This is a genomic window from Streptomyces sp. NPDC029014, assembly GCF_055564695.1.
This window is the reverse complement of record NZ_JBVHVT010000044.1, coordinates 47,587-67,332: the sequence shown is the minus strand read 5'-3', so window position 1 is coordinate 67,332 and position 19,746 is coordinate 47,587. Positions and strand designations below refer to the sequence as shown.

General features: G+C 70.9%; 29 protein-coding genes. 12 read left to right on the top strand and 17 right to left on the bottom strand.

Features of this window, described 5'->3' with window-relative positions:
- The first annotated feature begins 306 nt into the window (after positions 1 to 306).
- Positions 307 to 738: a hypothetical protein gene (locus tag ACZ4VL_RS24080; RefSeq protein ID WP_468203555.1), complete on the top strand. Its 432-nt coding sequence runs from the start codon at positions 307 to 309 to the stop codon at positions 736 to 738.
- Between the two features lie 68 nt (positions 739 to 806).
- Here ACZ4VL_RS24080 and ACZ4VL_RS24075 read toward each other — a convergent pair whose 3' ends face one another.
- On the bottom strand, positions 807 to 2,246 hold the full coding sequence (locus ACZ4VL_RS24075; protein ID WP_468203551.1) for a cytosine permease: 1,440 nt from the start codon (positions 2,244 to 2,246) through the stop codon (positions 807 to 809).
- Between the two features lie 166 nt (positions 2,247 to 2,412).
- On the opposite strand from ACZ4VL_RS24075, the gene ureA reads away from it, so the two are divergent.
- From ureA to ACZ4VL_RS24055, 4 genes are all read left to right on the top strand, one after another.
- Positions 2,413 to 3,132 (top strand): urease subunit gamma, encoded by a 720-nt coding sequence (gene ureA / locus ACZ4VL_RS24070; RefSeq protein ID WP_468203548.1) that lies wholly within the window; start codon positions 2,413 to 2,415, stop codon positions 3,130 to 3,132.
- The gene (locus ACZ4VL_RS24065; RefSeq protein ID WP_468203545.1) at positions 3,129 to 4,862 is read left to right on the top strand and encodes an urease subunit alpha; all 1,734 of its coding nucleotides are present in this window, start codon (positions 3,129 to 3,131) and stop codon (positions 4,860 to 4,862) included. The genes ureA and ACZ4VL_RS24065 overlap by 4 nt, the downstream gene beginning before the upstream one ends.
- Positions 4,863 to 4,889: 27 nt before the next feature.
- Positions 4,890 to 5,939, top strand: coding sequence for an agmatine deiminase family protein (locus ACZ4VL_RS24060; protein ID WP_468203542.1), 1,050 nt, complete (start codon positions 4,890 to 4,892; stop codon positions 5,937 to 5,939).
- A 353-nt stretch (positions 5,940 to 6,292) separates the two neighbouring features.
- Positions 6,293 to 6,526 (top strand): helix-turn-helix transcriptional regulator, encoded by a 234-nt coding sequence (locus ACZ4VL_RS24055; RefSeq protein WP_468203539.1) that lies wholly within the window; start codon positions 6,293 to 6,295, stop codon positions 6,524 to 6,526.
- A gap of 253 nt (positions 6,527 to 6,779) precedes the next feature.
- Here the strand turns inward: ACZ4VL_RS24055 and ACZ4VL_RS24050 are convergent, their stop codons facing one another.
- Positions 6,780 to 7,115 (bottom strand): DUF6415 family natural product biosynthesis protein, encoded by a 336-nt coding sequence (locus ACZ4VL_RS24050; protein WP_468203537.1) that lies wholly within the window; start codon positions 7,113 to 7,115, stop codon positions 6,780 to 6,782.
- A gap of 191 nt (positions 7,116 to 7,306) precedes the next feature.
- Here ACZ4VL_RS24050 and ACZ4VL_RS24045 point away from each other — a divergent pair, with 191 nt between their 5' ends.
- Positions 7,307 to 8,527: a helix-turn-helix domain-containing protein gene (locus ACZ4VL_RS24045; RefSeq protein WP_468203534.1), complete on the top strand. Its 1,221-nt coding sequence runs from the start codon at positions 7,307 to 7,309 to the stop codon at positions 8,525 to 8,527.
- On the opposite strand, the gene ACZ4VL_RS24040 is transcribed toward ACZ4VL_RS24045, so the two are convergent.
- Complete coding sequence (locus tag ACZ4VL_RS24040) at positions 8,508 to 9,170, bottom strand: HAD family hydrolase (protein WP_468203531.1); 663 nt, start codon at positions 9,168 to 9,170, stop codon at positions 8,508 to 8,510. The two genes, ACZ4VL_RS24045 and ACZ4VL_RS24040, sit on opposite strands and share 20 nt — an antisense overlap.
- Before the next feature lie 60 nt (positions 9,171 to 9,230).
- Between ACZ4VL_RS24040 and ACZ4VL_RS24035 the strand changes: the two genes are divergently transcribed.
- The 6 genes from ACZ4VL_RS24035 to ACZ4VL_RS24010 all read left to right on the top strand — a co-directional run bounded on the left by ACZ4VL_RS24035 (position 9,231) and on the right by ACZ4VL_RS24010 (position 12,136).
- A complete protein-coding gene (locus ACZ4VL_RS24035; RefSeq protein WP_468203528.1) occupies positions 9,231 to 9,377 on the top strand; it encodes a hypothetical protein in 147 nt (48 codons plus the stop codon).
- Positions 9,378 to 9,386: 9 nt separating this feature from the next.
- Positions 9,387 to 9,617 carry a hypothetical protein gene (locus ACZ4VL_RS24030; RefSeq protein ID WP_468203525.1) on the top strand — a complete coding sequence of 77 codons (231 nt, stop codon included), beginning with the start codon at positions 9,387 to 9,389 and terminating at the stop codon, positions 9,615 to 9,617.
- Positions 9,618 to 10,058: 441 nt separating this feature from the next.
- A complete protein-coding gene (locus ACZ4VL_RS24025; RefSeq protein ID WP_468203523.1) occupies positions 10,059 to 10,583 on the top strand; it encodes a hypothetical protein in 525 nt (174 codons plus the stop codon).
- 58 nt (positions 10,584 to 10,641) lie between these two features.
- A complete protein-coding gene (locus ACZ4VL_RS24020; protein WP_468203520.1) occupies positions 10,642 to 10,947 on the top strand; it encodes a hypothetical protein in 306 nt (101 codons plus the stop codon).
- 62 nt (positions 10,948 to 11,009) lie between these two features.
- Positions 11,010 to 11,252 carry a hypothetical protein gene (locus ACZ4VL_RS24015; RefSeq protein ID WP_468203517.1) on the top strand — a complete coding sequence of 81 codons (243 nt, stop codon included), beginning with the start codon at positions 11,010 to 11,012 and terminating at the stop codon, positions 11,250 to 11,252.
- A 92-nt stretch (positions 11,253 to 11,344) separates the two neighbouring features.
- On the top strand, positions 11,345 to 12,136 hold the full coding sequence (locus ACZ4VL_RS24010) for a hypothetical protein (protein ID WP_468203514.1): 792 nt from the start codon (positions 11,345 to 11,347) through the stop codon (positions 12,134 to 12,136).
- 217 nt (positions 12,137 to 12,353) lie between these two features.
- Here the strand turns inward: ACZ4VL_RS24010 and ACZ4VL_RS24005 are convergent, their stop codons facing one another.
- From ACZ4VL_RS24005 to ACZ4VL_RS23940, 14 genes are all read right to left on the bottom strand, one after another.
- Positions 12,354 to 12,509 carry a hypothetical protein gene (locus ACZ4VL_RS24005; RefSeq protein WP_468203511.1) on the bottom strand — a complete coding sequence of 52 codons (156 nt, stop codon included), beginning with the start codon at positions 12,507 to 12,509 and terminating at the stop codon, positions 12,354 to 12,356.
- A 104-nt stretch (positions 12,510 to 12,613) separates the two neighbouring features.
- The gene (locus ACZ4VL_RS24000) at positions 12,614 to 13,627 is read right to left on the bottom strand and encodes a tyrosine-type recombinase/integrase (protein ID WP_468203508.1); all 1,014 of its coding nucleotides are present in this window, start codon (positions 13,625 to 13,627) and stop codon (positions 12,614 to 12,616) included.
- Entirely contained in the window at positions 13,624 to 13,965 is a 342-nt protein-coding gene (locus tag ACZ4VL_RS23995) for a hypothetical protein (RefSeq protein WP_468203504.1), read from the bottom strand. The genes ACZ4VL_RS24000 and ACZ4VL_RS23995 overlap by 4 nt, the downstream gene beginning before the upstream one ends.
- A complete protein-coding gene (locus ACZ4VL_RS23990) occupies positions 13,962 to 14,225 on the bottom strand; it encodes a hypothetical protein (protein WP_468203503.1) in 264 nt (87 codons plus the stop codon). Before ACZ4VL_RS23990 ends, ACZ4VL_RS23995 begins: the two co-directional genes overlap by 4 nt.
- Positions 14,222 to 14,461, bottom strand: coding sequence for a hypothetical protein (locus ACZ4VL_RS23985; RefSeq protein WP_468203501.1), 240 nt, complete (start codon positions 14,459 to 14,461; stop codon positions 14,222 to 14,224). Before ACZ4VL_RS23985 ends, ACZ4VL_RS23990 begins: the two co-directional genes overlap by 4 nt.
- Positions 14,462 to 14,566: 105 nt before the next feature.
- Positions 14,567 to 14,950: a DUF2188 domain-containing protein gene (locus ACZ4VL_RS23980; protein ID WP_468203498.1), complete on the bottom strand. Its 384-nt coding sequence runs from the start codon at positions 14,948 to 14,950 to the stop codon at positions 14,567 to 14,569.
- Positions 14,947 to 15,387, bottom strand: a complete 441-nt coding sequence (locus tag ACZ4VL_RS23975) for a hypothetical protein (protein ID WP_468203493.1) — start codon at positions 15,385 to 15,387, stop codon at positions 14,947 to 14,949. Before ACZ4VL_RS23975 ends, ACZ4VL_RS23980 begins: the two co-directional genes overlap by 4 nt.
- Positions 15,388 to 15,771 (bottom strand): hypothetical protein, encoded by a 384-nt coding sequence (locus tag ACZ4VL_RS23970; RefSeq protein WP_468203489.1) that lies wholly within the window; start codon positions 15,769 to 15,771, stop codon positions 15,388 to 15,390.
- An 11-nt stretch (positions 15,772 to 15,782) separates the two neighbouring features.
- The gene (locus tag ACZ4VL_RS23965; RefSeq protein WP_468203486.1) at positions 15,783 to 16,040 is read right to left on the bottom strand and encodes a hypothetical protein; all 258 of its coding nucleotides are present in this window, start codon (positions 16,038 to 16,040) and stop codon (positions 15,783 to 15,785) included.
- Positions 16,041 to 16,042: 2 nt separating this feature from the next.
- Positions 16,043 to 16,666 carry a peptidoglycan recognition protein family protein gene (locus ACZ4VL_RS23960; protein WP_468203484.1) on the bottom strand — a complete coding sequence of 208 codons (624 nt, stop codon included), beginning with the start codon at positions 16,664 to 16,666 and terminating at the stop codon, positions 16,043 to 16,045.
- 10 nt (positions 16,667 to 16,676) lie between these two features.
- Complete coding sequence (locus ACZ4VL_RS23955; protein WP_468203481.1) at positions 16,677 to 17,006, bottom strand: hypothetical protein; 330 nt, start codon at positions 17,004 to 17,006, stop codon at positions 16,677 to 16,679.
- Positions 17,007 to 17,016: 10 nt separating this feature from the next.
- Entirely contained in the window at positions 17,017 to 17,601 is a 585-nt protein-coding gene (locus tag ACZ4VL_RS23950) for a hypothetical protein (RefSeq protein ID WP_468203476.1), read from the bottom strand.
- Positions 17,601 to 18,683 (bottom strand): hypothetical protein, encoded by a 1,083-nt coding sequence (locus ACZ4VL_RS23945; protein ID WP_468203473.1) that lies wholly within the window; start codon positions 18,681 to 18,683, stop codon positions 17,601 to 17,603. The genes ACZ4VL_RS23950 and ACZ4VL_RS23945 overlap by 1 nt, the downstream gene beginning before the upstream one ends.
- Entirely contained in the window at positions 18,683 to 19,738 is a 1,056-nt protein-coding gene (locus ACZ4VL_RS23940) for a hypothetical protein (RefSeq protein ID WP_468203468.1), read from the bottom strand. Before ACZ4VL_RS23940 ends, ACZ4VL_RS23945 begins: the two co-directional genes overlap by 1 nt.
- Between the last annotated feature and the right edge of the window lie 8 nt (positions 19,739 to 19,746).

Genomic DNA, 19,746 nt, shown 5'->3' with positions numbered 1-19,746 from the left:
CGCTCCCTCAGCCCCGCAAGATCAACCCGCTCAACGCCCACGGTCCTCGCAACTCCCACAGATCGCGGGTGTTGCGAGGACCGTTAGAACCCAAGGTCGGCCGGGGCCCCTTCGCGCGTCCGCCGCCCCGCGCCCGCCGGTCCCACCCGTACGGACGCGGCGGACGTGCGGGGCGGGCGCCGCCGTGCGAGGTTGACGGTGCCTGCCGATCCGGCGCCGGGCACCGGCACGGGCGGCACGGGCACACCCCCACCGGGGTGGATCTCTCGTGCGCCGGCCGCTGGGGCCGGCGGAAAGGCGGGTCCCATGAAGCGGTTCGTTGCCTCCGGCCTGCTGTGTGCAGCCGTCGTGCTCGGCGCATCGGCATGCTCGAACAACGACACGACCCCGCAGGAAGAGGCCACGAAGGCCGCCGCCGAGCTGTGCACCAATCTGGTCCAGCTGAAGTCGGACAGCGCCGCGCTGAAGGCGCTGAATCCGGCGACGGCCACCAAGGACCAGATGCAGAAGGCGTACCAAGCCGTCCAGACGGACTGGAAGAACGTCAAGGAGAGCAAGCAGACGATGAAGTCGGCCGAGCGGGAGGCCGTCCAGTCGGCTGCGGAGAACCTGAAGAAGAGCTACGAGGGCCTGCCCGGCGACACCACGGGCAAGGACGCGCTGACCCAGCTCCAGCCGCAGATCCAGGCGTTGGACATGGCGGTCGGCGAGGCGGCCGACCGGCACAACTGCCGCTGACCGCAGCGGGCCCCGGGGCTGTTCCCGGGGCCCGCGGTGCGCTGCGGGGCTCGGTCCCCGCGGCGCCGTCAGTCGGTGGCGAGCGCGGTCCCCTCGGCCGGTGCGGCCGCCCGAGCGGTCCCGGACGCGGTGGTGGTCCGGAACGTCAGCGCCGCGTAGGCCACAGCGCCGGCCAGTCCGGACAGGACGAAGCTGCAGTCCACGCCGCCGGTCAGGGCGAGCAGCGGCCCCTCGTACAGCGGCGTGGACACGGCGGCCGAGCCCACCAGCGCGCCCAGCGCCCAGGACGCCGTCGCGCGCAGGTTCCACCCGGCGCTGTACCAGTAGACGCCGCCGCGGGAGCGGCGGTTGAACACCTGGAGCGCGTCCGCGTCGTACGCGCCGCGGCAGCGCACGTAACCGATCAGGGTGATCACGGCCCAGGGGGTGCCGATCGCGGTGAGCAGCAGCACGAACGAGGTCATCGCGGACTGCACGTCCCACTCGAAGGAGCCCACGAAGACGAACGCGGTGGCGACGGCGGCGGCCACCAGCGTGGCCGTGGTGCGGGTGGCCCGGGGCACGATCGCGTCGAGGTCGAGGCCCATGGAGTAGAGCATCAGACCGGCGTTGCCGACCGAGCCGGCCGCGGCGGCGGCCAGCAGCGGGACCAGGTACCACAGGGGTGCGGCGGCGACCAGCGGTCCCGCGTAGTCGGCCCCGGCCCGGGCGGCGAGCGCGGTGTACGTGCCGAACAACTGCGGTACGAGCAGGCCGATCAGCAGTCCCAGGCCGGTCGCCCGCAGGACCGTGCGGGGGCTGTGGGTGCGCGGGGAGATGTAGCGGGTGTAGTCGCCGAGCAGGGTGATGAAGGCGACGGGGCCGCTGAGCCCGGCGGCAACGGCGGCGAGCAGCCAGGTCGGCCAGAAGGAGCCGAGCAGGTAGGCGGTGTCCGGGGGTGCGGCGGTGGTGAACCCGGGGGCGTACGCGTACACGCCGACGGCCAGCAGGCCCACCATGCCGATGGACAGCAGCTTGCTCATGCGCAGCAGCAGCCGGTAGCCGAAGACGGCCCCGACCACGGTGAACGCGGCGAGCAGCCCGTACATCACGGCCCGGGTGGGGCCGGTGTCCGGGAGCCCGGTGAGCCGGGACAGGGTGCCGGCCATCACGTCCCCGCCGATCCACAGGGTCAGGGCGGTGTAGCCGAGGGCGAGGAGCAGGCCGACGACCGAGCCGACGAGCCGTCCGCGGACGCCGAACTGGGCGCCGCTGGAGGTGGACAGGTTGGTGGCGGTCCGCAGGGAGACCAGGGCCAGCGGCGCGGTGAAGGCGATTCCCACGAGCGTGCCGGTCACGATGGCGGTGACCGAGGGCCACAGGCCCAGTCCGAAGGACGGGGGCAGCCAGCCGAAGACGATCACGCCGAGGCAGAGGTTGGATCCGAGCAGGATCGAGACGAGGTCACGGGGACCGCTCGTGCGCTCTTCCTCGGGGATGGTGTCGACTCCGCGCTGTTCGATTGGCATGGGGACTCCCTTGCAGGGCGGCGGGACGGCGCAGCAATGGATGCATCAATGTTTGAGCGACACTCAATGTGGACCAGGCCCTGCTCCCAGGTCAATGATTCCCTGAGCGGAAGTGAAGAGTTAGAGTGATGCTCTAATCCGTTGACCCGAGAGGTGGTGGATCGTCGTGCGGCTGACCCCTACGGAGCGCGACCGGCTGCTGCTGCGCAGCGCCGCGGAACTGGCCAGGGCCCGGCGGGCCCGCGGCCTGCGGCTCAACGTCCCGGAGGCGACCGCCCTGATCGCCGACACGGTCTGCGAGGCCGCGCGCGACGGCAAGAGGCTGGCGGAGGCCATCGAGGAGGCCCGCAGCCTCCTCGGCCCGGACGACGTCCTGCCCGGCGTGGCGGACGTGGTCACCGAGGTGCACGTGGAGGCCGTCTTCGACGACGGCTCCCGGCTCGCGGTGGTCCCCGCGCCCGTCCGGGGCGCGGTCCCGCTCGGCGACGACGCCCCCGGAGCGGTCGTGCCGGGCCCCGGCGCCCCGCAGCCGGAGCCCGAGGTCCGCCTGCACGTGCGCAACACGGCCCCCGTGCCGGTGAGCGTGACCTCGCACTTCCACTTCTTCGAGGCCAACCCGCGCCTCGACTTCGACCGCGCCGCCGCCTACGGCATGCGCCTGTGCGTCCCCGCGGGCTCGTCCGTGCGGTTCGACCCGCACGGAGAGGGCGAGGTCGGCCTCGTCCCCATCGGTGGCGACCGCGTCGCGATCGGGTTCGCCGGGCTGGTCGACGGCCCGCTGGACGCCCCCGGCGCCAAGGAGCAGGCGCTGGCCCGCGCCGCCGCCTGCGGGTACCTCGGCGCCGCAGGGGGCACCGCCGCCCGCACCGAAGGAGAGCAGGAGTGAGCAGGCAGACCAGGCACAGCGACCACTGCGCGCCGGGCAGCCGGCACGTCGACCCGCACGAGTACGCCGCCGTCTTCGGCCCCCGCGCCGGGGACCGGGTCCGGCTCGGCGACTGCGGGCTCACCGTGCGCGTCGAGTCCGACGCGCAGAAGCCGGGCGACGAGTTCCTGGCCGGCTTCGGCAAGACCGCCCGCGACGGCCTGCACCTCAAGGCGGCCGCCGTCCGGGAGACCTGCGACGTCGTCATCAGCAACGTGCTGGTCATCGACGCCGTCCTCGGTATCCGCAAGGTGTCGATCGGCATCCGCGAGGGCCGCATCCACGCGATCGGCCGGGCCGGCAACCCCGACACCCTCGACGGCGTGGACGTCGTCGTCGGCACCGGCACGAGCATCGTCTCCGGCGAGGGGCTGATCGCCACGGCCGGCGCCGTGGACACCCACGTCCACCTCCTCTCGCCCCGGATCATGGAGGCCTCGCTCGCCGCCGGCGTCACCACCGTCATCGGCCAGGAGTTCGGCCCCGTGTGGGGTGTCGGCGTCAACTCGCCGTGGGCGCTGAAGCACGCCTTCAACGCCTTCGACGCCTGGCCCGTCAACATCGGCTTCCTGGCCCGCGGCTCCTCCTCGGACACCGCACCCCTCGTCGAGGCCCTCGCCGAGGGCGGCGCCAGCGGTTTCAAGGTCCACGAGGACATGGGCGCCCACACCCGGGCCCTGGACACGGCGCTGAGGGTGGCCGAGGAGCACGACGTGCAGGTCGCCCTGCACTCGGACGGCCTCAACGAGTGCCTCTCCGTCGAGGACACCCTGCGCGTGCTGGAGGGGCGCACCATCCACGCCTTCCACATCGAGGGCTGCGGCGGCGGGCACGTCCCGAACGTCCTGAAGATGGCGGGCGTGCCGAACGTCATCGGCTCCTCCACCAACCCCACCCTGCCCTTCGGCCGGGACGCGGTCGCCGAGCACTACGGCATGATCGTCTCGGTCCACGACCTCAAGCCCGACCTGCCCGGCGACGCCGCCATGGCCCGGGACCGGATCCGGGCCGGCACCATGGGCGCCGAGGACGTCCTGCACGACCTGGGCGCCATCGGCATCACCTCCTCCGACGCCCAGGGCATGGGCCGCGCCGGCGAGACCGTCCGCCGCACCTTCGCCATGGCCGCCAAGATGAAGGCCGAACTCGGCCCGCTCGAAGGCGACGGCGAGGGCGACGACAACGCGCGGGTCCTGCGCTACATGGCCAAGCTGACGATCAACCCGGCCATCGCCCACGGCCTGGCCCACGAGATCGGCTCGATCGAGGTCGGCAAGCTCGCCGACATCGTGCTGTGGCGCCCGGCGTTCTTCGGCGCCAAGCCGCAACTGGTCCTCAAGTCCGGCTTCCCCGCGTACGGGGTCACCGGCGACCCGAACGCCGCCACCGACACCTGCGAACCGCTCGTCCTCGGCCCGCAGTTCGGCTCGTACGGGGCGACCGCCGCCGACATCTCCGTCGCCTTCGTCTCGGCGGCCGCCGCGGCCCTCGGCGGCGACGCCATGCCCACCCGCCGCCGGCGCGTCGCCGTGCGCGGCACCCGCGGCATCGGCCCCGCCGACCTCCTCCTCAACTCCCGGACGGGCGCGGTCGACGTGGACGCGCACAGCGGGCTCGTCACCCTCGACGGGGACCCGCTGCGTTCCGAAGCGGCCGAATCGGTCCCGCTCAACCGCCTGTACTTCCTGTAACCCGGCCCAGCCCCAAGGACCCACACCATGACGACCACACCCGCCGCCGACGGCTTCCGGATGCCCGCCGAGTGGACCGCCCACGAGCGGACCTGGATGGCCTGGCCGAGTCCCAACCCGACCTTCACCGACGAGCGGGAGCTCGCCGAGGCCCGCGAGGCCTGGGGCGCCGTCGCCCGCGCCGTGCGCGCGTACGAGCCCGTCACCCTCGTGGTGTCCCCGGGTGACGCGGAGGGCGCCCGCGCGATCGCCGGCGCCGGCGGGGGCCACGAGCTCACCGTCGTCGAGCGCGAACTCGACGACGCCTGGATGCGCGACACCGGCCCCACCTTCGTCGTCGGCGACCGCGGCGGGCTCGCGGCCGTCGACTGGACCTTCAACGGCTGGGGCGCCCAGGAGTGGGCCCGCTGGGAGCACGACTCCAAGATCGCCCGGCACGTGTCGGACCTCGTCGGCACCCGCACCTTCAGCACCCCCCTGGTCAACGAGGGCGGCGCCATCCACGTGGACGGCGAGGGCACCGTGCTGCTCACCGACACCGTCCAGCTCGGCCCGGGCCGCAACCCCGGCTGGACCCGCGAGCAGGTCGAGGCCGAGGTCCACGCCCACCTCGGCACCACCAAGGCGATCTGGCTGCCGTACGGCCTGGCCGGCGACTACGGCACCTACGGCACCCAGGGCCACGTCGACATCGTGGCCGCCTTCGCCCGGCCGGGCGTGGTGATGGTGCACACCCAGCCCGACCCCGCCCACCCGGACCACGAGCGCTGCAAGACGATCGCCGCCCTCCTGCGCGCGGCCACCGACGCCCGCGGCCGGCGGCTGGAGGTCGTGGAGATCCCGGCGCCGACGGTGCTGGAGGAGGACGGGCAGTGGGTCGACTACTCCTACATCAACCACTACCTGTGCAACGGCGGCGTCGTGCTGTGCTCCTTCGACGACCCGCGCGACGAGGAGGCCGCCGACATCTTCCGCGGCCTGTTCCCGGAGCGGACCGTCACCCTCGTCGACGCACGTACGATTTTCGCCGGGGGCGGCGGTATCCACTGCATCACCCAGCAGCAGCCGAAGGTCTGACTCTGACCTGCTGACATGCGGGTTTCACCTGCAGGGATGGCAATTTGATCTAGCGGTTCCTAGCGGTAGCTAGCAGATCCGTGCGGTTCCTTGCCGTGATCAACTCCCATCCGTCTCCCACGGGGGCTGGTGGAGTCGAACAAGCCGAAGCCGGAGTGCTCACCTTGGGGGGTTGAATGCACTCCGGCTTCGGCGCTCAAGGGTGTCCCGCCAGCCAGCCGCCAAGGGGGTACCGCAGCTGGCCGGCGGGCATCTCCGGGGTCGATGAACTCTTCCTGTCGACCGATCGGTAAGGGGTCAAAAGCGGCTAGGTAGCTGCTGACTTACGATGATCTTCGGTTCAGTTTTTGTAGGTGCTCGCCTCAGAACAGCCAGACTGGATCCTCGACTCCCGCCGCCAAGTGGGGCTGCGAATTCGAGACGCGCGAGTCGATGCGGAAATGACTCAGGAAGAGCTGGCGCACAGCGCGGGCGTCGATAGGTCGACGGTGCAGCGGGCAGAGTTGGCCCAGAATGATCTCAAGCTCAGCCACCTCCTCCGCATTGCTGCAGCGCTTCGTCTTCCAGCCAGGGATCTACTTCCGTAACCCGCGAGAGGGCCGGTTTCGGTCACCAGGCGGGTGCCCTCATCCTGCCTGGCATATGCAGCTAGCGGAAGGTGTGGCGCGCATTTATGCACACGCTGGGTTCACACCCCGTGCGAATCCGTAACATTTGCCAGTCCCGTCCCGCGCGTTGACCCCTGTCACGTGGAACTTATGACCGAAACCTTGACCAGTCAACCGTTCGATTACTGGCCAGTTCCCGCCCCTCCCGGCCGCCGCTGGGAGGGGCGGGGGTCTAGGGGCGGCCGGCGTCCCGGAGTCCGCCGCGGAGAGCCCTGACGGCGCGGGCCAGGGCGCGGCTGTAGCTCCAGTTCGCGAAGCCGGCGGTTGCCCCCGTCGGGCCGGTGGCCACCAGCTGCGTCCAGTCCCGGACGGCGCCGGCGAGGCGGGCCTGCTCGACCTCGTCAAGCTCCCGGATCGCCGCGAGGGCAGCGGCCCCGTGGGTGAGGAGCTGGTCGGTGAGCTGGGCGACCTCGGTCTCGGACGGCATGCGCCCGTAGGGGACGAGGGCCTGCGCGATGACGGCTTCGGGCTGGGCTGGTGCTGCGGGGGAGGTGGGCTGGCTGGTCACAGGTGTGCTCCATGCCTCGGCGGCGGGTGGTGGAGATCAGCGTGGCCGGTAAGAGGACGCATGGCGAGGACTTCGAGCGGCCTTCTTCCTGCCGTAAAGCGGACGTTTCTGCGCCCGTGAGGGTGATTCGTGGCCTGGTAGCGGACCGGCTGCCAGACTGGCCACCGCCCCTACACACCATGGAGGTTGGGATGTCCCGACCGCTAGGCAACACGCGCCTCAGGGCCGCCCGGCAGGCCGCGGGCTACCGCTCCCAGCAGGAGCTCGCCGACGCCTTGGCCGCCCGCCGCTTGGGCGTGAGCGCCCGTCAGGTCCGCCGCTGGGAGTCGGACAATCCGCCGCTCCCGCACCCCGACTGTCAGCGGGTTCTCGTCGAGCTCCTCGGCGTGACCAGCATCGAAGACCTGGGCTTCCCGTCGCCTGCGCCGAGCGTGGATGCAGGCCGGGTTCTGCGGACGCCGCCGGTGGCGCCGCTGACGGTTCCGAACGCGGCCCAGCCGGCAAGCGCGGCGTCGGCCTTCGCGGCGGGTACACGGGCGCACCGCCGTCTGTACTGGACGGTGGCCCCCGCCACCCTGCACCCGGCGGTGGCTGCGCACGCCACGCTCGGTGCGGCCCTGCTGCCCGCGACGTCCGGCGTCATCCGCAGGACGGTCGCGGCTGCGCTTGCCGAGTCGTGGCTGCTTGCCGGCCGCATCGAGTTCTTCGACCTGACCGAGCCGGCCCGCGCCCGGGACACGTGGCTGCGTGCCCTGCAGGCGGCTGGCGACGCCGACGACCCCCTGCTCGGTGCCGCGATCCTCGCGCACACCGCTTTCGTGCCCGGATGGGCGGGCGACCGGGACGGGGCCGCGGAGCGGATAAGGATGGCCCGGACCTCGGCCCGCCGTGGTCCTGCCTCGCCGGAGTTGCTGGCGTGGCTGGACGCGGTCGAGGCGGAATGCGAGACCCGATGCGGGTCGACGAGGACGGCGCTGAATCTGATTGCTCACGCCGAGGACGTGCTGGCAGCCGGTGGTGACGAGCGGAGCCCCGAGTGGTTGGACTGGTTCAGCCCGGCCCGCCTGGCGGCCTTCAAGGGGAACACTCAGCTGCGGGCGGGTCATGTGCCGCAGGCCCGGGAGACCCTGCTTGGCGTCCTCGACGCCCTGCCGCCTGACGCCGACAAGCAGAAGACCGTCGTGCTCGGCGACTTGGCCGCGGTAGAGGTGGCGGCCGGCCGGCCCGAGGCGGCGTGCGAGTATGCGGTCCGCGCCCTCGACCTGCTGGAGACGCACTGGTACGCCACTGGCATGGAGCGGGTGCGTGAGGTGCGGCGGGAGCTCGCCCCTTGGGAGGGCGAGCCCTGCGTCCGCGGCCTGGATGACCGGCTGTACAGCTGGGGTGCGATGCTCAGCGCTCTCGCGAATTGAACTCGGCGATCAGGCCGGGGAGCTCGAGGAGGCTGTCGACACGGAAGGTCGGCAGCTTCTTCGCTTCCTCGGTGTCCCACTGGATGGAGGCCCAGGGGCCGCGGCGGATGAGCGCGGTGTGCATGCCGGCCTGCTGGCCGGGGCGGAGGTCGTTGTCGACGCGGTCGCCGACGTAGAGGATCGCGTCCACGTTGTAAGGCACGACGGCGGCGACACGCTCGAAGAACTCAAGGTCCGGCTTGCTGGCGCCCCAGTCGTCCGAGGTGCCGATCAGGTCGACGTCACCGGTGAAGAGGTCGCGGAGCAGCCCGCCAGCCCTGACCGTCTGATTGCCGGCGATGCCCAGCCAAAGGCCGTCAGCGCGCAGCCTGGCCAGGGCGGGGCGCACGTCGGGGTAGAGATCTTCCTCGCCGAACCACTCAGGCTTCCCGGCAGCGGCGCGCGCTTCCCGCTCGGCGGTCAGGTCGAAGCCGGGCTTGAAGGGCTGGAACACTTCGCGGTAGTCGCGGCCCTGGGCGATGACGGCGCCGAACATCGCGGCGAAGGTGTGGCGGGGGACGCCGAGCCAGTCGGCCCAAGTCCCGTACTCGCGGGTCTCGTCTACCAGGCACTCACCGACGTCGAAAACCACTGCTCGAATCATGGGATCACCTTATGGGCGGACCCTGCCCTCGTGTCGGTCCTCGCCGCTAGTCTGTTCGGCGTGACGATCACGGCCGAGGAGATCAACGACGCGATCCGCGAGCTGTGGGCGGATGGCCGGCTGCGGCCGGAGGACGAGGAGCTGTACCTGCGGCTGCTGGTCGCCTGGGCTGCGGCGATGCGCGACGAGGTCCGGCCGGCCGCCTAGGATCGTCGGGTGGCTATCGAACTCACCGACGACCTGATCCGCCTGCAGACCGCCTCGGACGAGGCCTGGGCCGACGTCCTGAAGGGCGGCGGCGAGGCGGCCTACGCGGTGTGGCGGGAGCGGGCCGCGGAGGTGCAGGCCGCGGTCACCGAGTACGCGAACGCCGTCGGGGAGCCGCGGAACAAGGTCGAGGCCGCCTTGAAGAAGGCCGTCCGGCACCCGGACGGCGGGGAGTCGTAGGGGCCGGGCCGGGGTTCTACCCCTCCCGGGCGCACGGGTTCGCGCGGCCCGACCCACGCAGACGGTGCGCGACCGTCTGGTACGCCTGCCCGTATCAGGGGCTCAGCCACACAGTAGCGAGTGCGAGCGCGGGCTGACAGCGCTCCGCCCGCCGGGCACGCAACCGGCGGGCGAGCGGGGTCCGAGTAGCAGCGGCAGCCAGCACGCTCATCGCTCGGATGTGATGTGTTCATGTTCCCATTCCGGTGTGACAGCGGGAAGACCTCCGACGCGGCGGGCGCTCGTCGTGGGCGTGCAGGCCTGCTCGTACTGCCGGCCGGACACTGAGCTGGGCATTCTCGGCTGACGTCAACTCGCCTGTCACTCTTTCGGGTTACCCCTCTTGCCACAATGCCTCACGGTGAGGCATTGTGGGGATGTCGCAAGGGAGAGGGGAACCCAATGAACACCACTGCCGCCGCCACTAAGGCCAAGGTCACCGTCGCCACCATCCGCAACTGGTGCCGCATCGGAGCCGTCGCTGCCATCAAGAACGCCGGCAAGTGGACCATCGACGCCACCTCCCTCGCCCGCCGCATCGCCATCGGCGCCCGCAAGGCCAAGCCGTTCGCCCTCACCGCCGAGCACTGCATCAAGCTCGGCGGCCGCCGCTGGCAGAAGGGCGACATGGACCGCGTCTACATCAACAACTGGCTGGACTTCGCCGAGGGAGTCGACATCGACTTCTACGGCACCGGCAACGTCTCCGGCTTCTCCATCGACGGCGACGACGTTGCCAACGGCCGAGCCGGGGCCGTCTTGTACGCGATCGACAAGGTGTACTTCAACGTCCCGGACGGGCGCCTCTACTTCAAGCACGACGGCGCCAACTACATCGAGATCCGTTTCCGTGACGGCCAGCGCGGCTGGATCAACCTGCTCGACCGCATCAGCCGCGGCATCCGCACCGCCGCGGCCACCCTGTAACCACATCCGCCTCACCGTGAGGCAGACTCATCCCATCGCACCCACAGAGGAGCACCCCATGACCGCGCCCACCCACTTCACCGCCTGGCTCGTCAACACCGCCTCGTGCCTCGACCAGCCCAACATGGACATCACGATCCACGAGGACCACTGCATCGGAGACCCCGAGGACGACACCGCGTGGGCGATGGACACCAGCAAGGACCAGTCCTTCTACGCCATCACCAACGTCGACGCCCGCGAGGGCGACATCAGCGACGCGCAGCGCGAAGCCGAGGCGCTGATGCTGGCCGACGGCTGGCACCGGGTCAGCCGCTGGGAGGCCGTGGACGTGGCCTACATCGCCACCGTCGAACGGTGGTAGCACACGAACTAACCACCGCCCCGTCCGGACCTCCGGGCGGGGCGGTCGCGGAAGGAACCCCCATGGACGACGACACCGAGCTGTGGACCATCGACCAAGTCGCCGAGTACTTCGGCTACTCGGGCAAGTCGGCCACAGGATCGGCCCGCAAGACGCTGCACCGACTCGGCGTAGAAGCCGTCGGCAGAGAACCCGGACGGGCTGGCCGAAGCCTGTACCGGCGGGTCGACGTCGAAGCCGCGCAGGCCGCCCGCCGAGGCCGCGGCAACTGGCGGCCCGCCGCCGATGAAACGGAGGCATCGTGACTATCCGCCCCGCCGATCTCCCTAGGCTTCGGCGCCAGTTCCTCGCGCACCTCTCTGACCCCCAATCCCCCTTACAGACCCTGCGGGCGCAGATGGGCGACGACATGGCGTGGGGGCTGGACGCGCTGGGCTCGCATCTTCAGGAAGCGAGCATGTACTGGGTAGCCCCCGAGATGGCGGCCCTGGCCGTGTCCGCCGGCTCCCAGCTGGCGGCCGCCCGCTGGGCCACCGCCGACCGGCCCTCACCCTCCGGCTTCCTGTGGTGGGCGGACGGCATCGGCAGCATGGAATCCAGCGGGGTCCACATCCCCGTCGAGGGCTGCGTGTGGGGGCCCTACCGGGACGGGATGATGCTCTGGCTGCTCATGTCCCGCACGCGGCTGGCCGCCGAGATCAAGAGCCGCAACAAGATGGAGCTCGTCGAGGAGCGGATGCCCCCGCTGGTGCCCGTGTACGGGGAGCTGCTGCCCGTTACTGCGGAGCCCGTGTCGATGGCGGACCTCGGCGGCCTGCCCATCCCCATCGTGTCCGCGCTTGCCGCGGCGTGGCTGCTGATGCAGCAGCCGACACTGATCGAGCGCACCAAGGAACGGCCGACCGGCTCGGAGCGGCGAAGCCTCGCCCGGGCAGGCGTCAGCAACCCGGACGTGACCGTCACCACCCTGCGCCGCCAGTACACGCCGAACGGGCATACCCCCGATGAAGGCAGCGACCTCACCGGCCGCCGATACCGGCACCGGTGGGTCGTGTCCGGGCACTGGCGAGCCCAGGCCCACGGCCCCGGCCGGTCGCTGCGGCGCCACACGTGGATCCCCGCCTTCGTGAAGGGGCCGGATGGTGCACCGATGCTGAGCACGGAGAAGGTCAACGTGTGGCGCCGATGACTGCCCCGCTCCTCGCCGACGCAGGTTTCCGGTTCTGCTTGCACCGTGAAGCGCGCGGTGAGTAGCGTTGGCCATATCGCCTTCTGTGGGGCGAGGTTGGGCCCGCTGGAGCTTTCTGAGGGCGTGGCGGACTCGATCGATAAGCAGGCTGAGTGCCCGCCTCTGTTATAGGCTTAGGCGGGCACTCAGTCGTTGCCGGACGGGGCACGGGCAGGCGTCAGGGTTTGATCGGCCTGGGCTGGCGACGGCGATTGCCGATGTGCTTCAGCAGCCAGGCCGCCGCCTCCGCTCTCTCGCACTCGAGGTCGCAGAACGGTTCGCAGTTCTCGCCCTCGCTCCAGACCAGCCTCGGGTCGCGGCCCTTCAGCGACATCCCACAAAACGTGCACTCCATCATGCGCTCCTCGGTGGCTGGTGTCTCCGCCGAAGACGGACGACGTAACTCTGAGCAGCGCATAACGTTCCCTTAGGTCCTGGTCAGAGCCCGATACCTTCGGATGCGGCGTCGGTCCAGGCGTCTGCCTCCTGGATGTAGCCCCAGAAGACCGGGCTGTTGGCGGCATGCCCGGACTGGGCGCGGATCTTCTCCTCACGCTTGCCAGCCTTGCGGGCGGTGGTGATGAATCCGGACCGCATGGAGTGTCCGGTCAGGCGTACCGCGATCCCGGCTCGTTCGGCGCTGCGGGCGATGATCTCTCGGCACCCCGCCGCAGACAGTGCTCCCGTGCCGAGGGCACCGTGGACGCTGATCGGTACGAATGCGGGGCCAGCTGTGATGCCGGCGGCGGCCCGCCAGGTGAGCCAGGCCCGGACTGGGCAGGTGTCGGGGTTGCGGCCGTAAGCAACGACGACGTCTCGGGCGGGCCGGCCCTTGACGCTGGGGACGTGGACGTCGAGCCCTTGGCTGACGTGGGTGATGCCGTCGGCGCGGAGGGCGGCGACCTCGGCGGATCGGCCGGCGATCCCGAACGCCATGAGCCAGAGCGCGCGGTCGCGGATCCCCGCGAGGCTGGCCGGTGCGGCGGCGTGCATCCGCTGCAGCTGCTCGGGCGTGACGGCGGCGGCCTTACCCCGGCCACGGGCCAGGCGCTCGGGGTCGGCCTTCATCGGCTTCCATGCCTGGCGTGCCGCCTCGGTCGCCTGCTTGGGGACTTCGACGCCCTGGGCGCGCGCGGTGACGGTGACGCCGGTAATCCGCCGGTCGATGCTGTTCGGTGCGGCCAGCTTGACCGTGTCGAGCCAGACCACGAAGCCGACCAGCGTGCCCTTGGTGACGGCGGTCAGCGGAAGCCGGTGGCCGGTGCGTTCGGCGAGCCAGTCGTGGAACTCCTCCCACAGCCGCCAGTCGTTGGCGTACCCGCGTTTAGTGTTCTCGGGGCGGATGGCGTCGAGGTGTTCCTCGGCGGCCTGTTCCATGGCTGCGAGGACGGCGAGCGTCGCCGGGTCATAGGCGGCTGGGGTGGCGCCCTGGTGCGGGACGAGGTCGCTCACGCGGCTGCCCTCTTGTCTGCTGGCCACGACCAGCCCATTCGCGCCCGGTGGTTCTCCCCATCATGTCCGGCGGGCAGGTTGCAGGGGCGCGGCTCGTACAGCGAGGACACCTGGTCGGGCGGCCCGCCGACGCTGCCGCACTCCACCTCGCCAGGGGAGGCGAAGTCGTGGAACCAGTCCATGTGGAGGACGGCCGTGGACTGCTGCTCGTAGCACTCGTGGGTGGCGCAGCCCCCGCACAGCTCGCACTCCACGCACTCGTCGATGCGCCACGGGCCGAGCTGGAGCAGGCACGGAGAGTCGAAGGCGGAGTCCCACATCTTCTGGTCGTCGGTCATGTCGCGTCCTCCAGTTGCTCCCAGAGCCATGGGGTGTGTGTGGTGTGGCGGCGTTCTCGGCCGCAGGGCTTGCAGTGCGACGGCCAGATCCGCTGCGGGGTGAACGTGTGCAGCGGGAGCCGCCAGTGCCCTTCGGCCTGGAGGTGGTCGCCTCGGTGCTGGCCGCAGCGGTCGCAGATCCAGTAGCCGTCCGATCCGTCGGGGCGTACCGGTCCCTCGCGGAACCAGTGGTCAGTGATCAGCGGCGGTCGGGCGGTCACGCCGCCTTCCTTGGGTCGATGCACGCGGCGGCGTCGCGGGTTCCGTCGTCCCAGCCGTTGTAGTAGGCGGCCATCACCTGGTCCTCGGCCTTGCCCTGCTCCAACTCCTCTGCCCAAGCGCGAATGCGCTCGGAGAGTCCGTGGGCGTAGTCGTCGAGAACTGCATTAGCGCGAGCGGTGCTCAGCCCCGCCTGACAGAGGTACGCGATGAGTCGTGCACGGGAGTCGTCGGCCATGCCCAATTGTACCAATTCTGGACGTCGATATGGCATCTTATCGCCGGTCCAGCGGCGGGAGTTGGGGCACAACAAAGCGCCCCGCTGCGGCGGCAGCGGGGCGTGTCACACTCCAGTTCGGTTGTACTCGTCGACCGCGTCCGGCGGCGCCGGGGGCTCGATCCCGTGGGATCTCATTTGCCTGGTCAACTGGGAGACGTAGCTGCTGAAGGAACGCACCAGCACCTTGAGCCGGTGCAGTTCTCCGCGGAGGCTGCCGTTCTCCTCATCGACCCGTTTCACGGAGGCCTGCAGTACGGCAAGGCTCGCCTCCTGTTGGGCGGGCGCGGCAGCCGCACGGGCCGCCGCTTCGTTGGCCCGCGCGATGGCCTCCTGTGCGTTCGCGGTGACCTGTGCTGCTCTGACGGTAGCGCGGGCGACGAACCAGCCGCCGCCCCCGAGCACGCTGCCGCTCGCCGTCACCACGGCCGCCCATTCCGCGATGTTCATCCGCCCTCAACTTTCCGGGCCGCGCGGGGAGCGGGTACCGAGTACTCGGGCACCGTCGAGGCCCACAGGATCACCCCCACGTGGGAGGTGAGGTACCAGACGGCGACCCATGCGCCGCGTGAGTAGTCGCCGCTGATGACAGCGGCGAGGTATGCGATCGCCCACACGGCCGGCGGTACCAGTGCGGCGATGAATCCCCAGCCGTCGCGCCCTACCCGGAGGAACGCGCTGACGGTGGTAGCAAGGCCGGCCAGGATCCACAGCCAAGCCCAGTGCTGGATAGAGCACCAGCGGGTGAGTAGCTGTAGGCCCTGCGTGCTGGGCGGGTCCATGATGAAGGACACACCCCAGCACGTCTTGCCGATGCCCAGGACGAGAAGGAAGGGGCCGCGGCGGCCCAGCAGCTTGCGGCACCGCCGGACCACGCGGCACCACATCTAGACGCTCCGGGGCGTGGAGGGACTGTAGGGACTGGACTGCTCGAGTGCGGTCGTGGCCACGGGCGCAGTGATCTGCGTCCGCTCCCACAGGGCGAGGAGCGCGGCGACCGTGGCCATGATGGTGGCTTGCTTCTCCGCGGTCCAGTCGAGGCCGAAGCCGGCGAAGAGTGCGAGCGCGGCCTGGGCCAGCTGCACGACCGCGGCGCCGACTGCGCCGTCCTTCGCGACGGAAGCCAGCCATACGCCGACGGCGGCGGCGAGGGCGGCGTTGATGAGGGCCTGCTGGGAGTCGCTCACGTTGAGCCCGAAGGCTGCGGCCAGCTTGAGGGTGGCCGCGGCGAATCCGAGCAGGAGCGCGGGTTCGCGTCCGAGGATCTTCATGTGCTGTCCTCTCAGCCTCGGAGGGCGGCGTCGTAGGCGTGGAGTTGGTTGTACTGCGCGTCCCCGTCCGCGGTCCCGGGGATCCAGTAGTCGATCTCCGGGAAGTCCCAGAGGGTGTACTCGGCGGCGGTGATGCGGCGGCTGTAGCCGGACGGCCAGATGCCGAAAACCGCCTTGCCGTCGCCCTGCTCGGGCTGGCCCTTGACGAGGATCAGGCCCTCGGGCTTCGGGAACGCGGGCGCGGGCGGGGTGGTGGGAGGCGTGGTCACGGTCAGACTCCGATCGCTCGGTAGGCGCCCGGCCGGCGGCGCCGACTGGGAGTAGGGGTGGGGTTGGTGGGCGTCGTGGGGGTCGTCGGCGGCTGGGCGCCGTTGGCGCGAGCCACGATCGCAGGGAAGATGATCTCCTTGAACTGCCGGACGCGCGCATCACCCGGGCACGCGGTTCCGCTGACTGCCCAGTCGGCGTGGAGACGGTGGTAGCCGTAGCCCGGGTCGGAGGCGGTGCGGCAGACCCGGAGCGGCAGGCCGTGCCGCTGGTGCATCCACACGCCGAGTCGGATCAGGGTCTCGACCTGAGCGGCGGTCCAAGGATCGCTGTGGTCGCCGTTGGATGCCGACTCGACCGACACCGCGCCCGTCCCGTCGGCGCGCCGGTTGGCGAGGTAGTTGGCGTCGGCTCTGGTCTGAGTGCCGATGTACTGGGCGAGGCTGCCGTCGAAGGACAGGCCGAAATGACAGTCCAAGTTGGTGCTGTCACGCCAGTACGCATACAGACGCTCCTTCGTCCACGGGGCGCCGATGGAGTGGAAGATCAGCTGGGTCGGCACGATGGCCGGCTGGCTGTCTGACTCGGGCTGGAGCTCCATCTTGACGGCTCCGGGGTACCAGGCCATGCGGCCCTCCTTACTGCTCGGGCCTCAGACTGGCGAGCCAGTCGAGGTGGTCGATGGCCTGCTGAACGCACTCCTCGACGGCCTGCTGGACCACGCTCGGATTGGGGGTCCAGGTGCCGCCGGCATAGGCGGGCTTGGACACCATGCCGAGCGTGTACGCGGTCCAGTCGGTGGGGTGCATGACGACGATCTGCGCGCCGACGGTGGGGGTATCGCGCTGGCCGGGCGAGGCGTCAGCCACCCAGACGTCGACGCTGAAGCCCTGCTCGATGACGGGCTCGCGGGCGCGGCCGGCATAGTCGAGGGCGATGCCCCACGGCTCGGACGGATCGATCTCCACGGGGGCTCTCCTACGGTGATGAGCGGGACCACAGGCCGAAGCAGCTGACGGTGCAGGTGCCGGCGCCGGACGTCCGCTGGACTTGGATGTACAGGGAGCCGTCGTCTCCGTGGGCGAGGCCGTGCGCGATGGGGTCGACGGTGAAAGAGGCGCTGACCTCGGTGCCGGCGGTCGCGGTGGTGGTCGAGCCGAGCTGGACGATGGTCCCGGCGACGTCGAGGACGAGGCGGGCCTGGGCGACGGTGCTGGCTGGGGCGGCAACGGAGTACTCGGCGAGGATCACCGGCTGCTGGACCTGCCACGTGCCGCGGTACATCGTCGTCCACGAGGCGGCCGTGAAAGTGAGCGCGGGCGCCATGGGGATCGGCAGCCACGGCCGGCCGAGGCCCCAGGTGTCGGCGTCCTCGGCGAGGATCTCGCTGCCGGACCGGTCGTACCAGGCCCAGGTGCTGCCGAGGGTGGCCGCGCTGGTGCCGTCCGATCGTCGCAGCCGCGGTACGAGGCTGGCGGCCCGCTCGGCCAGTTCGCGGCGCAGGCCGGCGAGTGTGCGGCCCAGGTCGGACGGCTGGGTGGGGAAGTGGTCCTGGCGGCGCATCAGTCCTCCAGGAGGATCGGCGTCAGCTTGTCGGCGGCTGCGTCGAGTTCCCAGCCCCAGGCCCGCGCGGTGACGAGGATCCCGGCCGGGTGTCGCGGCGACGTGCCGGGCGCGACGGCGAGGGTGATGGAGTCGCCGAGCGCCCAGTCCGTCCCCAGCCGCGGGGCGGCCGAGGCGGCAGCCTGCAGCGTCCAGGCCCGGGAGCCGGTCCGCATCAGAGCGAGGCTCTGGGCGGCGTGCGCGTCGAGCTGGACCACGTCGCTGATGCCGGCGCCGGGGCTGTAGCGGTACTCCCATAGGCACCAGCCGGCGGCGATCAGATCGTCGGCGGTGTGGACCGCGCTGGACGTGCGACCGCCGCCCTGGGTGTCACCGCGGGCGATGACCTGCGTGGCGCCGCGACCGCGCTCGTAGGACTCGGTCAGGGTGTAGTCCGCGACGCAGCCCGGCAGGTCGAAGACGGTCGCGGGGATGGCGGGTTGGATGCCGATCGTCGGGTGGATCCGCAGGATGAGCTCGACGCTGGTCTGCGCGACGTCGGCCCAGACGGTGTCGACGGTCCATTCGGGGGCGCCGTCCTGGCCATCGAGCTCCTGCAGCACGGACAGGACTGTCTTGTCGTCCTCGTCGGCGACCGTGTAGTCCATGGTGCTGCCGACCGGCTCGTCGTCGATGACGAAGGGGGGCCCGTCCGTCAGCAGGGGTGCAGCCACTCCGGCCATGACCGTGGACCGGTCGACGCCGGTGCCGCTATACGCCGCGTACCGGCGGTCGAGGTAACACTCCGAGGAGGCCGCCGTGAAGGTCACCTGGTCCGCGGACCCCCCGACGCGCGGCAGCGGGATCCCTGACCACAGCGGGACCGCGGTGGCGGTGTCGACAGCGACGAGCAGCGTCCGGGCCGGTTCGGTCGCAGCCTCCCACTCGACCGGCGCCCCCGAAAGGTCCAGCGACAGCCCGACGTTGGTGACCGAGCCGATCCGACGCGACAGTGCCCCGGTGGCCCGCAGCGCCGGCAGCTCCTCGGCGATCCGGCCGGTCCGCAGGTCGCAGGCCAGCCACGTGATCTCGACCGCGGACATCAGCTGGCAGCCTCATACGTGAGCGACCACGCGAGCAGGTTCCCATTCGTGGCCGCCACCGGGGCCGTGTTGGACACGTTCTGAGTGCTCGATCCGCTGGCGCCCGACTTCACGACGAAGTCGATCACGGTTCCGCCGGGAGACAAGATGCACTGTCCTTGGTAATCGTTATCACCCGGTTTGAAGTAGCTGCACAGGCCACGCCACGCCGGGATGCCAGAGCCGGACGCCGGCGTGACGGGCACCGACATCTGCCAGAGGCCCGTGCCGCCGTTGCTGGTGCTGCCGAGGGTGACAGCCCCGACCCAGGTGATCATGCGTCCGACGCGGTTCCAACGCGAGTACAGAGTGCCGTTGCCCAGCGTTGGGTTGGTGGGGCTGGCCGTCCACGTAGGCGTGTACGCATTCCAGATCCCCTGCGCCTGCCAGGCCGAACCCGACCAGACCTCGAGGCCGCCGCTGACGGTGTTGTAGCGGACCTGGCCGGCGTACAGCCCGGAGGCGGCGATGTCCGTGGCCGAGGAGACAGGCAGGATGCCGCCCGGGGCGACGGTCAGTTGCCGTACCGCGCTCGACACAGTGGCCGCACCTGTTCCGCCGCCGCCCGTGGAGGGCACGGTGATGGTGGCGAGCGGGATGTAAATCTCGGTAGCGCCCGGAGTCGGCGCGACGGGCGACGCGGACGCGGTGCCGGCGAGGTAGACCGTGTCTGCCTTCCGAAGTCCCGAGGAGTCCACTGCAGTATCCCAAATCCGCAGGTAGACGAGGTCGATCCGAGAGAAGCTCGCGTTCGCGGCGGACAGGGTCCCGGGCGACGTCGCCGCAAGCTGGGCCCGGTACACGCCCTGGGTGGAGCGGTAGCAGGTCGCCGTCCCGGCGGTCACGTTGACGGTCGTGCCGGAGAGGGTGACCGCGAGGCCCGGGTCGCCGGGCCGGATGCCGGGCCGGGAGCCGAGCGCCGTGCCATCGGCCATGACCAGCGCGCTGTCCATTTTGCGGAGCTCGGTCTCGTCGTAGTTGATCGAGGGGAGCCACAGGGGATCGGTGGCGACCATGAGGCCTC

What these genes read in the sequence shown, in the direction of transcription:
- ACZ4VL_RS24045 (WP_468203534.1), top strand. Translation starts at nt 7,307, where the DNA reads ATGTCCCGACCGCTAGGCAACACGCGCCTCAGGGCCGCCCGGCAGGCC.
- ACZ4VL_RS24075 (WP_468203551.1), bottom strand. Translation starts at nt 2,246, where the DNA reads ATGCCAATCGAACAGCGCGGAGTCGACACCATCCCCGAGGAAGAGCGC.
- ACZ4VL_RS23995 (WP_468203504.1), bottom strand. Translation starts at nt 13,965, where the DNA reads ATGACCGACGACCAGAAGATGTGGGACTCCGCCTTCGACTCTCCGTGC.
- ACZ4VL_RS24025 (WP_468203523.1), top strand. Translation starts at nt 10,059, where the DNA reads ATGAACACCACTGCCGCCGCCACTAAGGCCAAGGTCACCGTCGCCACC.
- ACZ4VL_RS23980 (WP_468203498.1), bottom strand. Translation starts at nt 14,950, where the DNA reads ATGAACATCGCGGAATGGGCGGCCGTGGTGACGGCGAGCGGCAGCGTG.
- ACZ4VL_RS23950 (WP_468203476.1), bottom strand. Translation starts at nt 17,601, where the DNA reads ATGCGCCGCCAGGACCACTTCCCCACCCAGCCGTCCGACCTGGGCCGC.
- ACZ4VL_RS24040 (WP_468203531.1), bottom strand. Translation starts at nt 9,170, where the DNA reads ATGATTCGAGCAGTGGTTTTCGACGTCGGTGAGTGCCTGGTAGACGAG.
- ACZ4VL_RS24005 (WP_468203511.1), bottom strand. Translation starts at nt 12,509, where the DNA reads ATGTCGCTGAAGGGCCGCGACCCGAGGCTGGTCTGGAGCGAGGGCGAG.
- ACZ4VL_RS24010 (WP_468203514.1), top strand. Translation starts at nt 11,345, where the DNA reads ATGGGCGACGACATGGCGTGGGGGCTGGACGCGCTGGGCTCGCATCTT.
- ACZ4VL_RS23945 (WP_468203473.1), bottom strand. Translation starts at nt 18,683, where the DNA reads ATGTCCGCGGTCGAGATCACGTGGCTGGCCTGCGACCTGCGGACCGGC.
- ACZ4VL_RS23970 (WP_468203489.1), bottom strand. Translation starts at nt 15,771, where the DNA reads ATGAAGATCCTCGGACGCGAACCCGCGCTCCTGCTCGGATTCGCCGCG.
- ACZ4VL_RS24080 (WP_468203555.1), top strand. Translation starts at nt 307, where the DNA reads ATGAAGCGGTTCGTTGCCTCCGGCCTGCTGTGTGCAGCCGTCGTGCTC.
- ACZ4VL_RS24020 (WP_468203520.1), top strand. Translation starts at nt 10,642, where the DNA reads ATGACCGCGCCCACCCACTTCACCGCCTGGCTCGTCAACACCGCCTCG.
- ACZ4VL_RS23960 (WP_468203484.1), bottom strand. Translation starts at nt 16,666, where the DNA reads ATGGCCTGGTACCCCGGAGCCGTCAAGATGGAGCTCCAGCCCGAGTCA.
- ACZ4VL_RS24060 (WP_468203542.1), top strand. Translation starts at nt 4,890, where the DNA reads ATGACGACCACACCCGCCGCCGACGGCTTCCGGATGCCCGCCGAGTGG.
- ACZ4VL_RS23975 (WP_468203493.1), bottom strand. Translation starts at nt 15,387, where the DNA reads ATGTGGTGCCGCGTGGTCCGGCGGTGCCGCAAGCTGCTGGGCCGCCGC.
- ACZ4VL_RS23985 (WP_468203501.1), bottom strand. Translation starts at nt 14,461, where the DNA reads ATGGCCGACGACTCCCGTGCACGACTCATCGCGTACCTCTGTCAGGCG.
- ACZ4VL_RS23940 (WP_468203468.1), bottom strand. Translation starts at nt 19,738, where the DNA reads ATGGTCGCCACCGATCCCCTGTGGCTCCCCTCGATCAACTACGACGAG.
- ACZ4VL_RS24015 (WP_468203517.1), top strand. Translation starts at nt 11,010, where the DNA reads ATGGACGACGACACCGAGCTGTGGACCATCGACCAAGTCGCCGAGTAC.